Annotated in this window: 10 protein-coding genes; 7 read left to right on the forward strand and 3 right to left on the reverse strand. The window is 35.3% G+C overall.

Features of this window, described 5'->3' with window-relative positions; translation table 11 throughout:
• The first annotated feature begins 145 nt into the window (after positions 1-145).
• From AAC084_RS05250 to AAC084_RS05275, 6 genes are all read left to right on the forward strand, one after another.
• Positions 146-1,915 carry a long-chain fatty acid--CoA ligase gene (locus tag AAC084_RS05250; protein WP_339837865.1) on the forward strand — a complete coding sequence of 590 codons (1,770 nt, stop codon included), beginning with the start codon at positions 146-148 and terminating at the stop codon, positions 1,913-1,915.
• Between the two features lie 361 nt (positions 1,916-2,276).
• On the forward strand, positions 2,277-2,726 hold the full coding sequence (locus tag AAC084_RS05255; protein ID WP_339837868.1) for a MarR family transcriptional regulator: 450 nt from the start codon (positions 2,277-2,279) through the stop codon (positions 2,724-2,726).
• Between the two features lie 15 nt (positions 2,727-2,741).
• Positions 2,742-5,147, forward strand: coding sequence for a 3-hydroxyacyl-CoA dehydrogenase NAD-binding domain-containing protein (locus tag AAC084_RS05260; protein ID WP_339837870.1), 2,406 nt, complete (start codon positions 2,742-2,744; stop codon positions 5,145-5,147).
• 6 nt (positions 5,148-5,153) lie between these two features.
• Positions 5,154-6,344, forward strand: a complete 1,191-nt coding sequence (locus AAC084_RS05265; RefSeq protein ID WP_339837873.1) for an acetyl-CoA C-acyltransferase — start codon at positions 5,154-5,156, stop codon at positions 6,342-6,344.
• A gap of 76 nt (positions 6,345-6,420) precedes the next feature.
• A complete protein-coding gene (locus AAC084_RS05270) occupies positions 6,421-8,232 on the forward strand; it encodes an acyl-CoA dehydrogenase family protein (RefSeq protein ID WP_339837876.1) in 1,812 nt (603 codons plus the stop codon).
• 100 nt (positions 8,233-8,332) lie between these two features.
• A complete protein-coding gene (locus AAC084_RS05275) occupies positions 8,333-9,775 on the forward strand; it encodes an aminotransferase class V-fold PLP-dependent enzyme (protein WP_339837878.1) in 1,443 nt (480 codons plus the stop codon).
• Between the two features lie 227 nt (positions 9,776-10,002).
• Here AAC084_RS05275 and AAC084_RS05280 read toward each other — a convergent pair whose 3' ends face one another.
• The 3 genes from AAC084_RS05280 to AAC084_RS05290 all read right to left on the reverse strand — a co-directional run bounded on the left by AAC084_RS05280 (position 10,003) and on the right by AAC084_RS05290 (position 17,205).
• The gene (locus AAC084_RS05280) at positions 10,003-10,890 is read right to left on the reverse strand and encodes a type IX secretion system membrane protein PorP/SprF (protein ID WP_339837880.1); all 888 of its coding nucleotides are present in this window, start codon (positions 10,888-10,890) and stop codon (positions 10,003-10,005) included.
• 27 nt (positions 10,891-10,917) lie between these two features.
• Positions 10,918-14,406 (reverse strand): thrombospondin type 3 repeat-containing protein, encoded by a 3,489-nt coding sequence (locus AAC084_RS05285; protein WP_339837883.1) that lies wholly within the window; start codon positions 14,404-14,406, stop codon positions 10,918-10,920.
• Between the two features lie 996 nt (positions 14,407-15,402).
• Positions 15,403-17,205 carry a glycoside hydrolase family 15 protein gene (locus tag AAC084_RS05290; protein ID WP_339837886.1) on the reverse strand — a complete coding sequence of 601 codons (1,803 nt, stop codon included), beginning with the start codon at positions 17,203-17,205 and terminating at the stop codon, positions 15,403-15,405.
• A 103-nt stretch (positions 17,206-17,308) separates the two neighbouring features.
• On the opposite strand from AAC084_RS05290, the gene AAC084_RS05295 reads away from it, so the two are divergent.
• Entirely contained in the window at positions 17,309-19,522 is a 2,214-nt protein-coding gene (locus AAC084_RS05295; protein ID WP_339837888.1) for a bifunctional alpha,alpha-trehalose-phosphate synthase (UDP-forming)/trehalose-phosphatase, read from the forward strand.
• Positions 19,523-19,537 lie beyond the last annotated feature (15 nt).

Genomic DNA, 19,537 nt, shown 5'->3' on the forward strand with positions numbered 1-19,537 from the left:
AGAGTTTAAATGCTGAATATGAACCTAATAAAACTAGAAACTTAAAAATTTATATTAAATCTTTAATATAATAGGTTTTAAAATGAATATACCATTTTAAAATACCGTTCCCTTTGCTTATTTTGCATTCATTAATAAACTATACATGCAAAAGATAACTCGTCTATTCGATATTCCTTATTACCAACTTGAGAAATACAATCTTAAGAAGGCTCTTGTCACAAAGAAGGATGGCAAATGGATTGCAACTTCAACACAAGAATATATCGATAAGGCTAATGCTATTAGTCGAGGGTTATTACGATTAGGTATTAAACCCAACGATAAGATTTCTGTAATTTCTTTGACCAATAGAACGGAATGGAACATTATGGATATAGGTATATTGCAATTAGGCGCACAAAATGTACCTATTTACCCTACTATTTCAGAAAGTGATTATGCATATGTCTTAAACCACTCAGAAGCTAAATATTGTTTTGTATCCTGTACCGAAGTCTATGAGAAAGTAAAATCCATTCAAAACCAAGTACCTTCCTTAAAAGAGGTATACTCATTTGACGAATTGACCAATTGTAAAAACTGGGCAGAAGTTTTAGCATTAGGAAAAGACACCTCTAATCAAGATGAAGTAGAAAAATTAAAAGAGACCGTAAAACCAAATGATTTAGCAACATTAATTTATACTTCGGGAACAACAGGAAGACCTAAAGGTGTAATGTTATCTCATGATAATTTAGTTAGTAATGCTTTAGAAAGTTATAAAAGAATTCCTATTGAAATTGGAAATTCTAAAGCACTAAGTTTTCTACCTGTATGCCATGTCTATGAACGCATGCTCATCTATTTATATCAATATTGCGGTACTAGCATTTACTTCGCTCCTATAGATCAAATTAGTGAGTACGCACAAGAGGTTCAACCTAATGTAATGACAGCTGTACCTCGTTTATTAGAAAAAGTATATGATAAAATCATAGCTAAGGGCACAACCTTAACCGGAATTAAAAAGAAATTATTCTTTTGGGCTGTAGATGTTGGATTAAAATATGAACCTTACGGTCAAAATGGATGGTGGTATGAGCAAAATTTAGCATTAGCTCGTAAACTTATTTTTAGTAAATGGAAAGCAGCTTTAGGAGGCCATTTATCAGTAATGGCATCTGGTAGTGCAGCCCTACAACCCCGTTTGGCCCGTATTTTTAATGCTGCAGAATTCGGAGTAATGGAAGGTTATGGTCTTACAGAAACTTCGCCTGTGGTATCTGTGAATGATATGCGAGATGGTGGTTTTCGAATTGGTACAGTTGGCAAACCTTTAGATCGTACCGAAGTGAAAATAGCCGAAGATGGCGAAATTTGCATTAAAGGCCCTCAAGTAATGCTGGGCTATTATAAAGATGATGCCAAAACTGCAGAAGTCATCATAGATGGTTATTTTCATACTGGTGATATTGGAGAAATTGATACCGATGGTTTCTTAAAAATAACCGACCGTAAAAAAGAAATGTTTAAAACTTCTGGAGGTAAATACGTCGCTCCCCAGTTGTTAGAAAATAGATTTAAACAATCTAGATTTATTGATCAAATTATGGTTGTAGGCGAAGGTGAGAAAATGCCTGCTGCGTTAATTCAACCAGATTTTGATTTTGTAAAAGATTGGGCTAAAATTCACAATATTGAAATTGGCACGAATGAAGAACTTATCCATAATGAGAAAGTTATTGCTAGATTAGATGAAGAAGTAACCAAAGCAAACGAGAATTTTGCTAAATGGGAGAAAATCAAACAATTCCGCTTAACACCAGATGTTTGGAGCATCGAAGGAGGCCACCTTACCCCTACCTTAAAATTGAAGAGAAAAATTGTAAAGGAAAAGTATATTGAACTTTATAATGATATTTACGACCATTAAATAAATATGTCTAATTATTAAAATGGCATCCTTAAGCTATTGTTCTATACAACTTAAAAAAATATACTAGTAAGCGCTATTGTTCAACTGGCGATCAATTAGTTTATTTTAGGAATGGCTAAATATTACACCTACTAATAATCAAGGTAGTATGATAATCTTTTATGGTTCCTATAATATACCCTCTAGTAATAATTATATTAGTTTTCAGTTTCGCAATTGGTGCAGAAATAAAAAAACGCGAAAAATTATTCTTTAATTTAGATTGATAATACAAAGACTATAGTTATGCCTAATATTTTATTAATTTATTATGCATGCATAATAAATTTACTTATATTTGGGGAACAACTACCACAGTATGAAAGAAGCAACTATTGATTATGCATTACGAGCTACGTGGCAAGCGGTAGCCAGAATGTATAATGAAGAAGCTAAAAATTTTGATTCTACTATGGCAGTAGGTTTTACCTTATTGAGTATTGATCCAAAAACGGGCACCCCTTCTACTTCTTTGGGGCCTAAAATGGGAATGGAAGCTACGAGCCTTTCACGAATATTGAAAAGCATGGAAAAGAAGGGACTGATCTTAAGAAAACCTAACCCAAACGATGGTCGTGGTGTTCTTATTTATTTGACCGATTTTGGTTTAGAAAAGAGAAACGACTCAAAAAGTACAGTTCTTAGATTTAATGAGGCAGTAAAAGAAGAAGTAACAGAAGAAAAATTATCAAATTTTTTTGAGGTAACCGAAATCATCAATAAGTTGATTTCAGACAAAAAATTATTTTCAAAAGATATATCAATTTAATACAGTTTAAAGTACATGAACAAGCACATTAAAAAAGTAGCGGTAATTGGCTCAGGAATAATGGGAAGCGGTATAGCTTGTCATTTTGCTAATATTGGCGTAGAGGTTTTATTGTTGGACATTGTTCCGCGTGAATTAAATGATAAGGAAAAAGCGAAAGGTTTAACCTTGCAAGACAAGGTTGTTCGTAATAGAATGGTGAATGATTCATTAGCGGCAGCATTAAAATCAAAGCCATCTCCTATTTATCACCAGAAATTTGCCAGTCGTATTACTACAGGTAATATGGAAGATGATATTGCTAAGGTATCTAAAGTAGATTGGATCATTGAGGTAGTCGTTGAACGTTTGGATATTAAAAAACAAGTATTCGAAAATTTAGAAAAACACCGCACCCCAGGTACATTAATTACCTCTAATACCTCTGGAATTCCAATTCACTTTATGTCGGAAGGTAGAAGTGAAGATTTTCAAAAGAATTTTTGTGGTACTCATTTTTTTAACCCAGCTCGTTATTTAAAACTTTTTGAAATAATTCCTGGTCCTAAAACCGATTCAAAAGTATTAGACTTTTTAAATGGTTACGGAGAGCAATTTTTAGGTAAGACTTCTGTAGTTGCCAAAGATACTCCTGCATTTATAGGTAACAGAATCGGCATTTTCAGTATCCAAAGTCTTTTCCATATGGTAAAAGATATGGGTATGACTATTGAAGAGGTTGATAAATTAACCGGACCAGTAATTGGTAGACCAAAATCTGCAACGTTTAGAACTGTAGATGTTGTTGGTCTAGATACACTAGTACATGTTGCCAATGGTATTGCTGACAATTGTAAAGAAGACGAAAAATTAGAATTGTTTAAACTGCCGGGATTCATCAATACCATGATGGAAAACAAATGGTTGGGTAGTAAAACAGGACAAGGCTTTTATAAAAAATCTAAAGACGCTAAAGGTAAAACTGAAATTTTGACTTTAGATCTAGATACAATGGATTATCGTTCTAGCAAAAAAGCAAGTTTCGCTACGTTAGAACTAACAAAGACTATCGATAAAGTAGCAGACCGTTTTAAGGTATTAGTTGCCGGAAAAGATAAAGCTGGTGAATTCTACAGAAAAAGTTTCGGTCAGCTGTTTGCTTATGTTTCGCATCGAATACCTGAAATAACTGATGAGCTGTATAAGATCGATGATGCTATGAAAGCCGGTTTTGGCTGGGAACATGGTCCATTTCAAATTTGGGATGCCGTAGGTCTTGATAAGGGGTTAGAATTTATTGAAGCTGAAGGTCAAAAAGCAGCGCAATGGGTTCATGATATGAAAGCTAGTGGCAACACTTCTTTCTATGCTGTAAAAGAAGGTAACACCTACTTCTATGATATTCCTTCAAAATCCATGAAAAAAATACCTGGACAAGATTCTTTTATCATTTTAGATAATATTAGAAAGTCTAAAGAAGTATTTAAAAATAGCGGTGTAGTTGTTGAAGATTTAGGTGATGGTATTCTTAATGTAGAATTCCAATCTAAAATGAATACAATCGGAGGTGATGTTTTAGCCGGATTAAACAAAGCTATTGACATAGCTGAAAAAGATTTCCAAGGTTTAGTTGTCGGTAATCAAGCTCCTAACTTTTCTGTAGGAGCAAATATCGGCATGATATTTATGATGGCTGTTGAGCAAGAATATGAGGAATTGAACATGGCCATTAAAATGTTTCAAGATACAATGATGCGTATGCGCTATTCTGCAATACCAACAGTGTCTGCACCTCATGGTATGGCTTTAGGTGGTGGTTGTGAACTTTCACTTCATGCTGATAAAGTTGTAGCTGCGGCTGAAACTTATATCGGTTTGGTTGAATTTGGAGTTGGCGTTATTCCTGGTGGTGGTGGATCAAAAGAGTTTGCTTTAAGAGCTCAAGATTTATTCCACAAAAATGATGTTGAGTTAAACGTGCTTCAAGAGTATTTCTTAACTATTGGTATGGCTAAAGTATCTACATCAGCTTATGAAGCTTATGATTTAGGCATTTTGCAACATGGTAAAGATATTGTTGTTGTAAATAAAGACCGACAAATTGCAACTGCAAAGGCACATGCTAAATTAATGGCAGAAGCAGGTTATACACAACCGGTTAAAAGAACCGATATTAAAGTACTTGGTAAACAAGCTTTGGGTATGTTCTTAGTAGGTACCGATTCTATGGAAGATAGTAAGTATATCAGTGAGCATGATAAAAAGATTGCAAACAAATTGGCATATGTAATGGCTGGTGGTGACTTATCTGAGCCTACCTTAGTTACTGAACAATATTTATTGGACTTAGAGCGTGAAGCTTTCTTATCGCTTTGTACTGAACGAAAAACGTTAGAAAGAATTCAGCACATGTTAAAAACAGGTAAACCTTTAAGAAACTAGAAAAAGATGAAAACAGCATATATAGTAAAAGCATATAGAACAGCAGTAGGAAAGGCACCTAAAGGAGTTTTTCGCTTCAAAAGAACTGATGAACTAGCGGCAGAAACCATCCAATATATGATGGCGGAAGTACCACAACTAGACAAAAAACGTATCGACGATGTTATTGTTGGTAATGCGATGCCTGAAGGTTCTCAAGGGTTGAATATGGCTCGATTAATCTCACTTATGGGATTAGACATCGTTGATGTACCTGGTGTAACCGTAAACCGTTTTTGTTCTTCAGGAATTGAAACTATCGGTATTGCAACGGCAAAAATTCAATCAGGAATGGCAGATTGTATTATCGCAGGTGGTGCTGAAAGTATGAGTTCTGTTCCTATGACAGGAAATAAGCCAGAATTAAACTACGATTTGGTAAAATCTGGCCATGAAGATTACTACTGGGGAATGGGTAATACTGCTGAAGCAGTTGCTAACCAATTCAAAGTTTCAAGAGAAGACCAAGATGAGTTTGCTTATAACTCACATATGAAAGCTTTAAAAGCGCAGGCAGAAGATCGTTTTCAGGATCAGATTGTCCCTATAAAAGTAGACGAAACGTATGTAGATGAAAATGGTAAGAAAGCTAACAGGAGTTACACGGTCACTAAAGATGAAGGTCCTAGAAAAGGAACCAGTAAAGAGGCATTAGCTGGTTTACGAGCAGTTTTTGCTGCTGGCGGTAGTGTTACTGCTGGTAACTCTTCTCAAATGAGTGATGGAGCTGCATTTGTTTTAATAATGAGTGAAGATATGGTTAAAGAATTAAATCTTGAACCAATTGCTCGTCTGGTTAATTACGCTGCAGCTGGTGTTGAACCGCGCATTATGGGAATCGGTCCCGTAAAAGCAATTCCAAAAGCATTGAAACAAGCAGGGTTAAAACAAGAGGATATTGAACTCATTGAATTAAATGAAGCATTTGCGTCTCAGTCTTTGGCTGTTATGCGTGAGCTGAAGTTGAATCAAGATATTGTAAATGTAAATGGAGGCGCAATTGCTTTAGGTCATCCTCTTGGTTGTACTGGAGCTAAACTTTCCGTTCAATTATTTGATGAAATGAGAAAGCGCAATATGCAAGGTAAATACGGTATGGTGACTATGTGTGTAGGTACCGGTCAAGGTGCTGCAGGAATATATGAATTTTTAAACTAAAATAATTTTGTGATAGGTATTGAAGGTTTTAAAGAAAACTTAATACTTCTTACTTTATACGTAATACAAATTGAACATGAGTACAGATACAGCAAATAAAGAAATTCTTAGAGGTGGGCAATTCCTTGTAAAAGAAACGAATTGTGAAGATGTTTTCACACTAGAAGATTTAAGTGAAGAGCAACGAATGATGCGAGATAGCACAAAAGAATTTGTTGACCGAGAGCTTTGGGCGCATTGGGAACGTTTTGAGAAAAAAGATTACAAATACACTGAAGAATGTATGCGTAAGGCTGGTGAGCTTGGTTTATTAAGTGTTGCCGTACCTGAATCTTATGGTGGTATGGGAATGGGCTTTGTGTCTACTATGTTGGTTTGTGATTATATTTCTGGCGCTACGGGTTCTTTTAGTACTGCCTTCGGTGCTCATACAGGAATTGGTACTATGCCTATTACGCTGTATGGTACAGAAGAGCAAAAGCAAAAATATGTTCCTAGATTAGCTTCTGGTGAATGGTTCGGTGCTTATTGTCTTACTGAACCTGGCGCAGGTTCTGATGCAAACTCAGGAAAAACTAAAGCGGTACTTTCTGCGGATGGTAAATTTTACAGTATAACTGGGCAAAAAATGTGGATTTCAAATGCAGGTTTCTGTAATATGTTTATCGTTTTTGCTCGAATTGAAGATGATAAAAATATTACAGGTTTCATTTTAGAAAATGACCCAGCTAACGGAATCTCTATGGGTGACGAAGAGAAAAAATTAGGAATTCACTCCTCTTCTACTCGTCAGGTATTCTTTAATGAAACAAAAGTCCCAGTAGAAAATATGTTATCTGAAAGAGGTAATGGATTTAAAATTGCCATGAATGCATTAAACATTGGTAGAATTAAATTGGCAGCTGCTTGTTTAGATGCCCAACGTAGAGTGATAGGTGAAGCTACTAAATATGCAAATGAGCGTATTCAGTTTAAAACTCCTATAATGAATTTTGGTGCTATTAAATCCAAAATAGCAACAATGGCTACGAATTGTTATGCCGATGAATCTGCCTCTTATAGAGCTGCGAAAAATATTGAAGACAGAATTAAAATGCGTGAAGCATCAGGGAATACGCATCAAGAAGCTGAACTTAAAGGTGTTGAAGAATATGCTATTGAATGTTCAATACTTAAAGTTGCGGTTTCCGAAGACGTACAAAGTTGTACCGATGAAGGGGTACAAATATTTGGTGGTATGGGCTTTAGTGCTGATGCTCCTATGGAAAAAGCATGGAGAGATGCTCGTATCGCTCGTATCTATGAAGGTACAAATGAAATTAACAGAATGTTAGCTGTAGGAATGCTAGTTAAAAAAGCAATGAAAGGTCATGTAGACCTTTTAGGCCCTGCAACGAAAGTTGGTGAAGAATTAATGGGTATTCCATCTTTTGATACTCCAGATTTCTCTCAATTGTTTGCTGAAGAGAAAGATTTAGTAATTAGATTGAAAAAAGTATTCTTAATGGTTGCTGGTTCAGCAGTTCAGAAATACGGACCTGAATTAGAGAATCACCAACAATTAATGCTAGCTGCTTCTGATATTTTAATTGAGGTGTATATGGCAGAATCAACAATTTTGAGAACTGAGAAAAATGCAAAACGTTTTGGTGAAGCAGAACAAGCTACCCAAATTGCAATGGCAAAATTATACTTATACAATGCTACTGAAACTATAATTCAGAAAGGGAAAGAAGCAATTATTTCTTTTGCTGAAGGTGATGAGCAACGCATGATGTTAATGGGACTTAAACGTTTTACTAAATATACAAACAACCCGAATGTGGTAGCTTTACGCACGCAGATTGCGGACAAAGTAGCTGCTGATAACGGGTATACCTTTGACTAATTCAGATTACCTTTTGTTGTTTGGTAAATTGAATGTTAGCCGTCCTAATAAGGGCGGCTTTTTATTTGGTAAACATAGCTATAGCAACTAATTTTATGCCATGCATAAAGAATTACTTGAACAGGTTTATAACGCTACTGATTTTAATAAGAATGGTCATATACTTATAGATCAATTAACTACCTATTTAGAAGATAAGCTCAACGCCGCATCTAGAAATGCTATTAATTGGAACGAACCTGAAAAAGAGTTACTATTCTGGAAAGACTTTTTAATTAATGGTAATAAAAAAGACCTGTTTCAAGAAATAACTAAGCACACCACTTACATACATCACCCTCATTATATAGGTCATCAAGTGAGTCCTCCAGCGCCAATTACTGCACTTACAGGATTAATTAGTTCCTTATTAAATAATGGTACAGCTGTTTATGAAATGGGCATGGCTTCAAATGCAATTGAGCGTATTGTCATGGAAATTATTTGTAAAAAAATAGGCTATGGCTTTGGTTCTAGTGGATTCTTAACCTCAGGTGGAACTTTAGCAAATCTTACTGCACTACTAAGTGCCCGAAAAGCAATAACAAAAAGAGACATTTGGAATGATGGTAACCAAAACCAATTAGGAATCATGGTTAGCGAAGAAGCTCACTATTGTGTAGACCGAGCAGCTAGGATAATGGGATTAGGAGAACAAGGAATTATAAAGATTCCTGTTACTAAAGAGTTTCGTATGAATACCGATTTATTAAAGTTAAAATTCAAAGAAGCAAAAGAAAAAGGAATTGAAATATTTGCAATTGTTGGTAGTGCACCTTCTACCGCTACGGGAATTTTTGATGATTTGACAGCTATTTCCTCCTTTGCAAAAGAACATAACATATGGTTTCACGTTGATGGAGCCCATGGTGGAGCCGGTATTTTTTCTAAGAAGTATAAGTACACGGTAAAAGGTATAGAAAACGCAGATTCTATAGTTATTGACGGACATAAAATGATGATGATGCCAGCACTAACCACAGCCTTGCTGTTTAAAAATGAAGTGAATGCTAAGACTACTTTCAGCCAAAAAGCAGATTATTTATTGTCAGATTCTGAACATGAAGACTGGTATAACTCTGGAAAGAGAACTTTTGAATGCACAAAAAATATGATGAGCATTCACTGGTTTACCCTACTAAAACTATATGGTGAAGAAGTATTCGATGCCAATGTCACCCGTTTATATGATATGGGAGCTGTCTTTGCAAAACTTGTAGAAGAGGAACCTAATTTTGAGTTAGCATTAAAACCAATGTCTAACATTGTCTGTTTTAGATATTGTGAACCAGGCTTGAATACTGAAAACCTCAACGAATTAAATGTAAAAATTCGCCAAGCACTTTTACATGATGGCGAATTTTATATTGTACAAACTATATTAAATGGTATTCAGTATATGCGTATCACGGTCATGAATCCTTTTACTAAGACAGAACATTTACAGCAATTATTGAACAAAATAAAAATAGAATCAAAAGATATATTATCTAATGGCCAATAATTATACAAGCATTCCAATCTTCAATATTAAAATACCTTACAAATCCTTATAGGCTTCATTCTTTATACAATTTATGGACATGTTTTAAAATTTAATAACATCTCCCAATACATTAAAAATTAATTTTTAAATGATCACCTATACTTAGATTGGATTATGTACAAAAAAAGAGAGGTATTTAAAATACCTCTCTTAATTCTATATAATTATGTGATTACTTAGCTAAGTTAAAATTTAAATCTAAGTAACAGTTCATTAGTATTACCTATATCAGCCAATTGCTTTCTAGTACTCACTTCATAAGCATATCCTATTAGGAGTCGCTTTTTAATGCTAAAATTTATCAGACCGGCAAAGGCTGAGTCTGTTCTATAAGTAGCTCCAATTTCAAAATTACTATCAAAGGAAAGCATAGTGTTGATATCCAAAGATACTGGTGCCCCACTCACGTAACGCAATAAAGCGGATGGTTTAAGGGAAATCTTGTTCGATTTATTCAACATAAAATCATACCCTACAACGGCGTACATATGCGGCCTTGCCTTGGCTAATGTAACCAGACCATCTTCATTGTCTGCACGGTCTGTAGACAACATACGTGGAACCGCCAAAGAGAAGTGCCATTTATCAATATTAAGAAGAGCCCCGATCCCAATATTCGGATTAAAATTTGATATAGATGAAATATTTGGATCGGCCATTTGATTATAGGTCATTAAACCTGCCGTATTCACACTATAAAAATTACCTCCCGCTTTTAAACCCATGTAAAGATCTGCTTTTTCAGAAATTTTTAATCTATAGGAAAAATCGATTGCTGTAAAGGTCTGTTTCTCAACAAAGGTCTGTCTGTTCAATATAGAGACTCCCATCCCTAAATTCTTGCCCAAAGTGGTACCAAATGAAACTAATTGAGTACTGGGTGCATCCTCTATCCCGGTCCATTGTTGCCTAAATGTACTTGTAATAGCTGTTTCACCATTTACTCCCACATAAGCGGGGTTAAAAGCGTTCATATGGTACATATAATTAGTAACTACGCCTTCTTGTTGAGAAAACAGTGTACTACAGCCAAGCAGTATTACACCTAAAATTATATTTTTTATATTCTTCATGTTTGTTTTATGTAATTGGTTGTTCTACTAAAGACCGGTTATGTATAACCATCCATCTTGATCCACGCTACCATTTCCATCAAAATCTATCTGGAAATAATATGATCCGGCATCGGGTAATTTGTTGTTTAAGTTCTTGAATTGTCCATCCCAATCGTTTTGGTAATTCCTTGCAGAAAAGACTTCCTTTCCCCAAGAATTAAATACCCTTACCAAAGAATTTGGATAATTCTCTATATTATAGATTGTCCATGTATCATTAATACCGTCTCCATTAGGCGTAAAAGATTGTGAAACATTTAGTTCTACGGTATCACATACATCACCCAGGCCATCGCCGTCCCTATCTTCCTGACCAGGGTTGAATTGGCTTGGACAATTGTCCAGAGAATCTTGAACACCATCCTCATCTGTATCTTTTTGACTAACTGAGCAACCATTACCATCTACACCTTCATCTTCGGGAGAATCAGAACACATGTCTAAAGCGTTACTAACACCATCAAAGTCACTATCCTTTTGGCTATCCGAACAACCATTAACGTCTACCGTTTCTCCTGTTGGAGTATTTGGACACATATCAATGGCATCAGAAACACCATCGTTATCTGCATCCTTTTGGGAATCCGAACAACCATTGGCATCAGTTAATTCTCCTGTTGGCGTGTTAGCGCAGGTATCAATAGTGTCTGAAACACCATCATTATCTACATCTTTTTGAAAATCTGAACAACCGTTTGCATCTACCATTTCCCCTGTTGTAGTGTTGGCACAGGTATCAATAGCGTCTGAAACACCATCGTTATCGGCATCTTTTTGAGAATCTGAACATCCATTAACATCTACCGTTTCTCCTGTTGGAGTATCGGTACAAGTATCAATAGCGTCTGAAACACCGTCGTTATCTGCATCTTTTTGAGAATCTGAACAACCGTTAACATCTACCGTTTCTCCTGTTGGAGTATCTGCACAGGTATCAATAGCATCGGAAACACCATCGTTATCTGCATCTTTTTGAGAATCTGAACATCCATTAACATCTACAGTTTCTCCTGTTGGTGTATCGGTACAAGTATCAATAGCGTCTGAAACACCATCGTTATCGGCATCTTTTTGAGAATCTGAACAACCGTTAACATCTACCGTTTCTCCTGTTGGAGTATCTGCACAGGTATCAATAGCATCGGAAACACCATCGTTATCTGCATCTTTTTGAGAATCTGAACATCCATTAACATCTACAGTTTCTCCTGTTGGTGTATCAGCACAGGTATCAATAGCATCGGAAACACCATCGTTATCCGCATCTTTTTGAGAGTCTGAACACCCATTAACATCTACCGTTTCTCCTTCAGGTGTTCCCAAGCAATTATCTAAACTATCTTTTATCCGATCCCCGTCTTCATCTGGACTAGGCGTACTTCTTTCATAACTAAAACCACCACCCCTGAACTCCTCTTCCCATGATAGAATTTTAACATCAATATAGATATCATCTGAAATTAAATGAAGTACAAATTCTCTATTTTCAAAACAAGGAGGACACCACTCTATAAACGACATGTCATATGCCCAAGGTGAAAAATTAAGTGTTCCTAAATCTGCAGTGGTACCATGTGCCCATTCGGTATCTAAAGGCGATTGGTGATTCATTTCATCGTAACTTGCTTCTTTAGCAATATTGAACAAGCTTTTATTATCATCTCTTGTTAATATTACATTATCCGTTAAAAAATCTTGATTCTCAGCTTCGGTCCAATCTGTATTGGATATTTTTTCTACAATGAGTTTTGGCCCATCCCAGATAAAGGGCAATGTGGGTACATTGTTTATTATTGGGCTGGCGTCGCTTTCATTCCCAGCCAAATCATAGGCCGTTATACTACCATAGTAGGTAGTATTGGCTATTAAACCCGTATGTTTAGATTCAGTAACTCCAATATTGGTAATGTCTGCGATTAATTCCAATGCATTTACATCGGTACCTCCGTATAATCTATAGCCTACCGTATCATCAGTGTTCGCTGTCCAATTCAAAGTTATGGCATACGCCCCTGCAGTACTTGTGAATCCAATGGGAGTAAGTGGCTTGGTAACATCGGTACATCCATCGGCTTCCACAACTTCTCCAGCGGGTGTATCTGGACAAAGATCTTGGTAATTAGCAACCCCGTCCTCATCATCATCCAAAAAATTTAGAACGACCTGATTGATTGTTTGGTTTAGACTGGCCTTATTTGCATCCGCATCATAAATAGAGTTCTCATCTATTGGGGATATAGTTAACTCCTCCGTTCCGTAAATAGTACCCACAATATCTATTCCTAAAACATAGGTATTTCCACTAATAGATATACTAGTCGGTGATGAAGAGCCCAAGGTAGCATTGCCACTAGAAAGTGCAAATTGAAAGTCATTGGCCTCCAATGCACCAGACCCTAAATCTGAATTAAAAACGGGTCTGCTCATAGTTACCGACACCGTCCCATCATTGGGTGAATGGATAATGGATGTGATAAAATTTGACAAAGAATTTCCAGAAACTACAATGGGATTCCCTGTATAGTTATTTCCATTATTTTCAAAAGTATTATTGGAAATGGTTGTTTTATTGTAATTGTTAGTACTATAACCTGGATTAATAATGGTTCCCGTATTTCCGGTAAAGGTATTCCCGTCAAAAAGCGTGTTATTGGTTCCTAAGGTACTTGCGCCCCAACCGTTATTTATCGCACTATAAAAAGAAAATAATTGATAGCCTGTATTGTTTGTAAACGTAGAGTTTAAAACCTGATACCTATTAAGTCCTCTAAAGATTCCTATTTGATTGGTATTATCCGTAAAAATACAATCATCTATTTTCACATATCGCTCTGTATAAAATATGATACCGGTATTGGAACTAAAGGTAGATCCCGTTACAGTAATTCTATTGGTATAGTCCGTTTCAATATCGGAGGTTGTACTAGGTGTAGAACCATAATCACTTCTAAACAAAGTTGCTGAATTGTTACTAAATGTAGAATTGGAAATATTTAATGCAGAAGTACCTTCCCTAGACACAAATGGTGTGCTATTGGTTATACCCGTAAATACTATATCACTTGCATTTACAATTGATCTAGATACATGTAAAATACTTCCAACACTAGAGGAACCACTTGCGCTATTCGTGAAGGTAAATCCAGAGATATCCAGAACGAAGCCAGTATTGACAACAAACATTTTATACTGATTATCCCCAGAAATTGTAATAGCTGAAGGGCCAGGACCTGTAATGACCATATTACTGGCCACATTTGGAAGGTTGGAGGTTAAAGTAATTGTACCTGTTAACCCAGAATCGAAAATAATTTCATTGATATTGACATCGGCATTGGCGGTAGTCATTGCCCAACGCAAGGTGCCAGAAGTACCATCATCCGCAAGCGAAGTTACCGTGGCAGTAGTTTGCGCCCAAGATGCCGAAAAACATAAAAGGACAATTACAAAAGTTAAAACAGTGGTTTTTTTCATTCTTTTTGGTAATTAAAAATATGGATTGGTTAAAATTTTGCAGACTATTTATAATACTAAGATTACATCAAACAGACATTACAGCGAAATCAAATGTAGTATTATACCGACATAATATGTAGTATACCAATTTTAAAGATGTGTAAATACTCTATTCTGTTGTGTAGAGAACAATCAAGGAAGATTGTGTATTTCTATGATATATTATACAATCGAAAAAGACAGTTCTTTTTATCTAAAAATTTTTTTTCCATTTCTTGCAAAGACTTTAATTCTATTTTTTTTAATGTTCTTTTCTTAAACTGGGACATCTTCTAAGGGTATTTTTTTCACTACGTCATAAAATTAAAAAGAGTCATTGACGATGCTTTTTAATACTAAATTTTATCTAACCGGAAAAGGTTACATGAGTTTTATAAGTAGTGTCGATTTCAAAATCATTATCTAAGAAAAACATAATATTGACACCCGAAGACACTGGTGTCCCGTTCATGTAACACAAAAGAATCAGATGGTTAGAAGGCAATTTTGTTTGATCGATTGAACAAAAAATCATACTCTGCAAAAAAATTCACATGCAACCTTGCGTTGGCCATCGTAACCAACCCGTTCATTGTCCACATATTTTGTAGACAACATTCGTATGGCCGCCTAAGAGAAGTGTCATTTATTGACCTTAAGGAAAGGACAATGATAATGTGGGTCAAAAAACCATCTTCTATCAAGGTTTTGCTTTTTACACTCTTACCTTTTTACCTGTAGGAAGAGTAACCAGATCGAAAGTCTTGACTTATTAAAAAAGATAAATGATGGGTATGAATTTTCTATTTGCAGCGCAAAAAGTCATATCAAAATTATAAGCCAAATAAAATCCTTTTGTTTTATGTCCTTACATTTTTTCCTCATCATATTAATGCCATAAGTTGTTTGCACCTATACATCACATATAGACGTTAACGTATTAAATAAAAGCTTTAGAGTAAAATTAAAACTATGTTATTCCCTTAGTGATTCCATCATTTCATCTTCACTTTCCTTTTTAGAGAAGTTAATAGCACACTCAATCAGTGCTAAATGTGAGTATGCCTGAGGGAAGTTACCTAACAATCTCTTGGTCTTAAAATCGATATCTTCACTAAACAGACCTAAATGATTACTATAACTTAAAAGTTGTTCGAAATGCTTAAGGGCTTTCTTGCTCTCTCCTATTTTGAATAAACTATTTATATACCAAAATGTACATACTGTAAAGGATGATGATGGCAAACCAAAATCATCTTCATTCTTATACCGATACAGCAATCCATCATTACTCAATTCCTTACCAATGGCATAAACGGTACTGACATAACGTTCATCTTTAGCATTCACACATCCATAAGATTCCATAAGTAATACAGAAGCATCTAACTCTTTTGAACCATATGATTGGGTATAGGCACCTACTTCTTCATTCCAGGCATTATCATAAATATCTTGCCAAATTTCGGTACGTATGGGCTCCCATTTCTCAATTTTGTGTTTTTTCCCTAGCATTTCTGCTACTTTGATAGCTCTATCTAAAGCGGTCCAACACAATACCTTAGAGAAGGTAAAATGTCTATCTTCTGTGCGAAATTCCCAAATGCCTTTATCGGCATCTTTCCAATTATTACTTACGATCCATACAATACCTTTCGTAATTGCCCATAAGTCTTCACCATTATCAATATCGACGCTAAACTTCACCATTTGCTCATAAATAACATCCATTAAAATGCCATAAATATCATTCTGTTTTTGGTGGTAAGCAGCGTTACCAATGCGAACAGGTTTAGAACCTTTATAACCGGCAAGATGATCTAATGTTACTTCGGTTAACTTCTTTTCTTTATTGATACCGTACATGATCTGCAGTTTTTCTGCCTTATCAGGAATCAGGTCAATAATAAACTGTAAATATCGCCTTGCTACATTTTTATGTCCTAATTCCGAAACCACTTTTATCACCATAGATGCATCACGGATCCAACAAAAGCGATAATCCCAGTTGCGTACTTCGCCTATGGTTTCAGGTAATGAGGTAGTCGCTGCTGCCAAAACAGCACCTGTCTTGTCGTAACTAAGCAATTTCAGCGTTAAGGCGCTTCTTGATATTTCTTCATTAAACTTTTTATAGGTCGGTGTTAAATTTGACCAGTTCAACCAATATACTCTAGTGTTTTGTAAATCTAAATACGCCCGTTCAGTAGTAGGCAGCAATAACTTCTCATTGTATCCTATTAAAATATAACCATCCTCTTTTAGTTCGATTTGAGTACTATTTACGATTGTCTCTTTATCGAAAGATGAATAAAGAAAAATAGTATCAAATTTTACATCATGAGTAAGGCTTGCAACAAAATCCTTTTTAATAAAAGATTCGGTTTTTCCTATGGCATATTCAAGTTTTGGGTCATATAGTACTGAGAAATTAGGGGTGCCAGATACATGCTTGAAATACCTGATTAATTCTGGTGGGGCATGATAGGTATTTCCTTCTTTTCTATGGCGCGGCATAAAATCATGAATTTCAAAATGATCTTCTCCCGACTTAAAAGACGTTATTAAAATGTTCGTAAAGGGCTCATATTTTTGGGAAATATCATATGATTCATTAACCCTAATTTCAAAACTACCTCCTATTTCATCATCTAATAGTTTTGCGAAAATAGACGGACTGTCAAATTCTGGCAAACAACACCAATCAATACTTCCTGTTTTTGAAATTAACGCCGCACTTCTACAATTCCCTATTATTCCGTAATCTAAATTATCCATTCGATAAAAATCTTAATTCATATGAGGTTTCAATTGCTTTTACCCTCCTTTTTGTCGAAATTTAGAAAAATAATTATCAAGAAGAAGCAAATAAACCTCTTTTATGGCTAAAACTATCATTATCTCAAATAGACTACCCGTTCAATTACAAATTAGCAATGGTGAGATCACTGCAGTACCAAGTGTTGGAGGTTTGGCAACTGGTATGAAATCTGTTCATTCTGGTGGTGATAGCCTTTGGATTGGTTGGAGCGGACTCACCGATGAGGAAATTCCGGAAGAATTAACTACTAAAATTGATAGTGCTTTGTCAGAACATGGTTCTTCTAAGGTCAATTTAACCGAAAAAGAGGTTGATGGTTTTTATTACGGATTTAGCAATAGAACGATTTGGCCATTATTCCACTATTTCTTAGAATATGCTGAATTTGAATTAGAAAGCTGGGAAATCTATAAAAAAGTAAATCAAAAATTTGCCGATGCCATTTTAGAAAAAGCAGAAAATGATGATACGATATGGATTCATGATTATCAATTAATGTTAGTGCCTCAAATGGTTCGTGCCGAACGACCAGATATTTCAATTGGTTTCTTTTTACATATTCCCTTCCCGTCATACGAGATATTTAGAACACTACCTTGGCGTAAAGAAGTCCTTTTAGGCCTTTTAGGCTCAGATTTAATCGGTTTTCATACTTATGACTATGAGCGTCATTTTCTTAGCTCTATTAGAAGATTATTAGGCTTAGAAGTAAGCTTCAATGATATCTATTTAGACGAAAGGGTCATTAAAGTGGATTCTTTTCCGATGGGCATTGATTATAAAAAATTCAGTGAAGCGGCCAAAGAGCATTCACAACGTAGTGAAGAACAGAAATCTGAATTACAAAAACGTTTAGACACCCATAAAAAATCAGCGCCTGACACAAAATTCTTTTTATCTATTGACCGTTTAGATTATTCAAAAGGAATTGCAAAACGTCTTAAAGCTTTTGAATATTTTCTTAATAAATACCCCCATTACAAAGAAAAGGTTCGGTTGATCATTCTTGCCGTACCCTCTAGATCAAACGTACCTCAATATCAATTATTGAAAAGAGAAATTGATGAATTAGTAGGTAGAATCAATGGAGAATTATCTACAGTAAGCTGGACACCAATTTGGTATTTCTACAGATCCATGCCTTTCGAGAATTTAATAGATCTTTATACATCATCTGATATAGCGTGGTTAACACCTATTAGGGATGGAATGAATTTAGTGGCCAAAGAATATATTGCCACTAGAACTGATAAGACTGGCGTATTAATATTAAGTGAAATGGCTGGTTCTGCCAATGAAATGAATGAATCATTATTAATCAATCCTAATAATTTTGAGCAAATAGCAGATTCTTTAAATGAAGCCATTAACATGCCAAAAGAAGAGCAGATAGCAAGAAATACGGTATTACAAAAAAGATTGGAACGCTATAACGTTGAAAAATGGGCCAATGACTTTATGAATTCTTTGATTAATCAGAAAGAAAAAGACCAGTCAAACCAAACAAAGCGTTTATCCGTTGACTTAATGAATACGGTTATGACAGATTATAAGAAGGCCAAAAGAAGATTGGTTTTTTTAGATTATGATGGTACGCTAGCCGGTTTTCATAATGACCCGCAAAAAGCAGCACCAGATGAAGAATTGTATCGATTATTAGACGAAATTTCTTCGCAAGAAAACACCGATATGTATTTGATTAGCGGTCGAGATAAAGAAACATTTACCAAATGGTTCTTACCAAAAAAATACAATATGATTGTGGAGCATGGTGTATGGATTTCACAGGGTGGTGAAGAATTTAGAATGCTCGAAAATGTGAAGAAAGATTGGATGGAAAAAATATTACCTGTACTAGAATCATTTGTTGATCGTACTCCTGGTAGTTTTATTGAAGAAAAGAACTACTCGTTAGCATGGCACTATAGAAAAACAGATCCCGATTTTGGGCAGAAGAGATCAGTAGAATTAAATACCGTACTTACCAGCCTTATTGCCAATGATGATTTGAGTGTTCTTAACGGAAATAAAGTAATGGAAATTAAGAGTAGTAACGTTAATAAAGGTCGTGCATCTATGCGAGTGTACACCGAACATGAATATGATTTTGTATTCGCTATAGGCGATGATTGGACCGATGAATTTATGTTTCAGGAGCTGCCTAAAGAATCAATTACTGTAAAGGTGGGTAGACAAAAAACTCAAGCGAAATACTTTGTGGATAACACTAAAAATGTTCGTTCAATTCTAAAACGCTTTGCCGAAGAACGTTAGTTCCATTTATTTTAA

Origin of the sequence: uncultured Maribacter sp., assembly GCF_963977385.1 — a bacterium.
In the GTDB taxonomy this organism is placed as follows: domain Bacteria; phylum Bacteroidota; class Bacteroidia; order Flavobacteriales; family Flavobacteriaceae; genus Maribacter.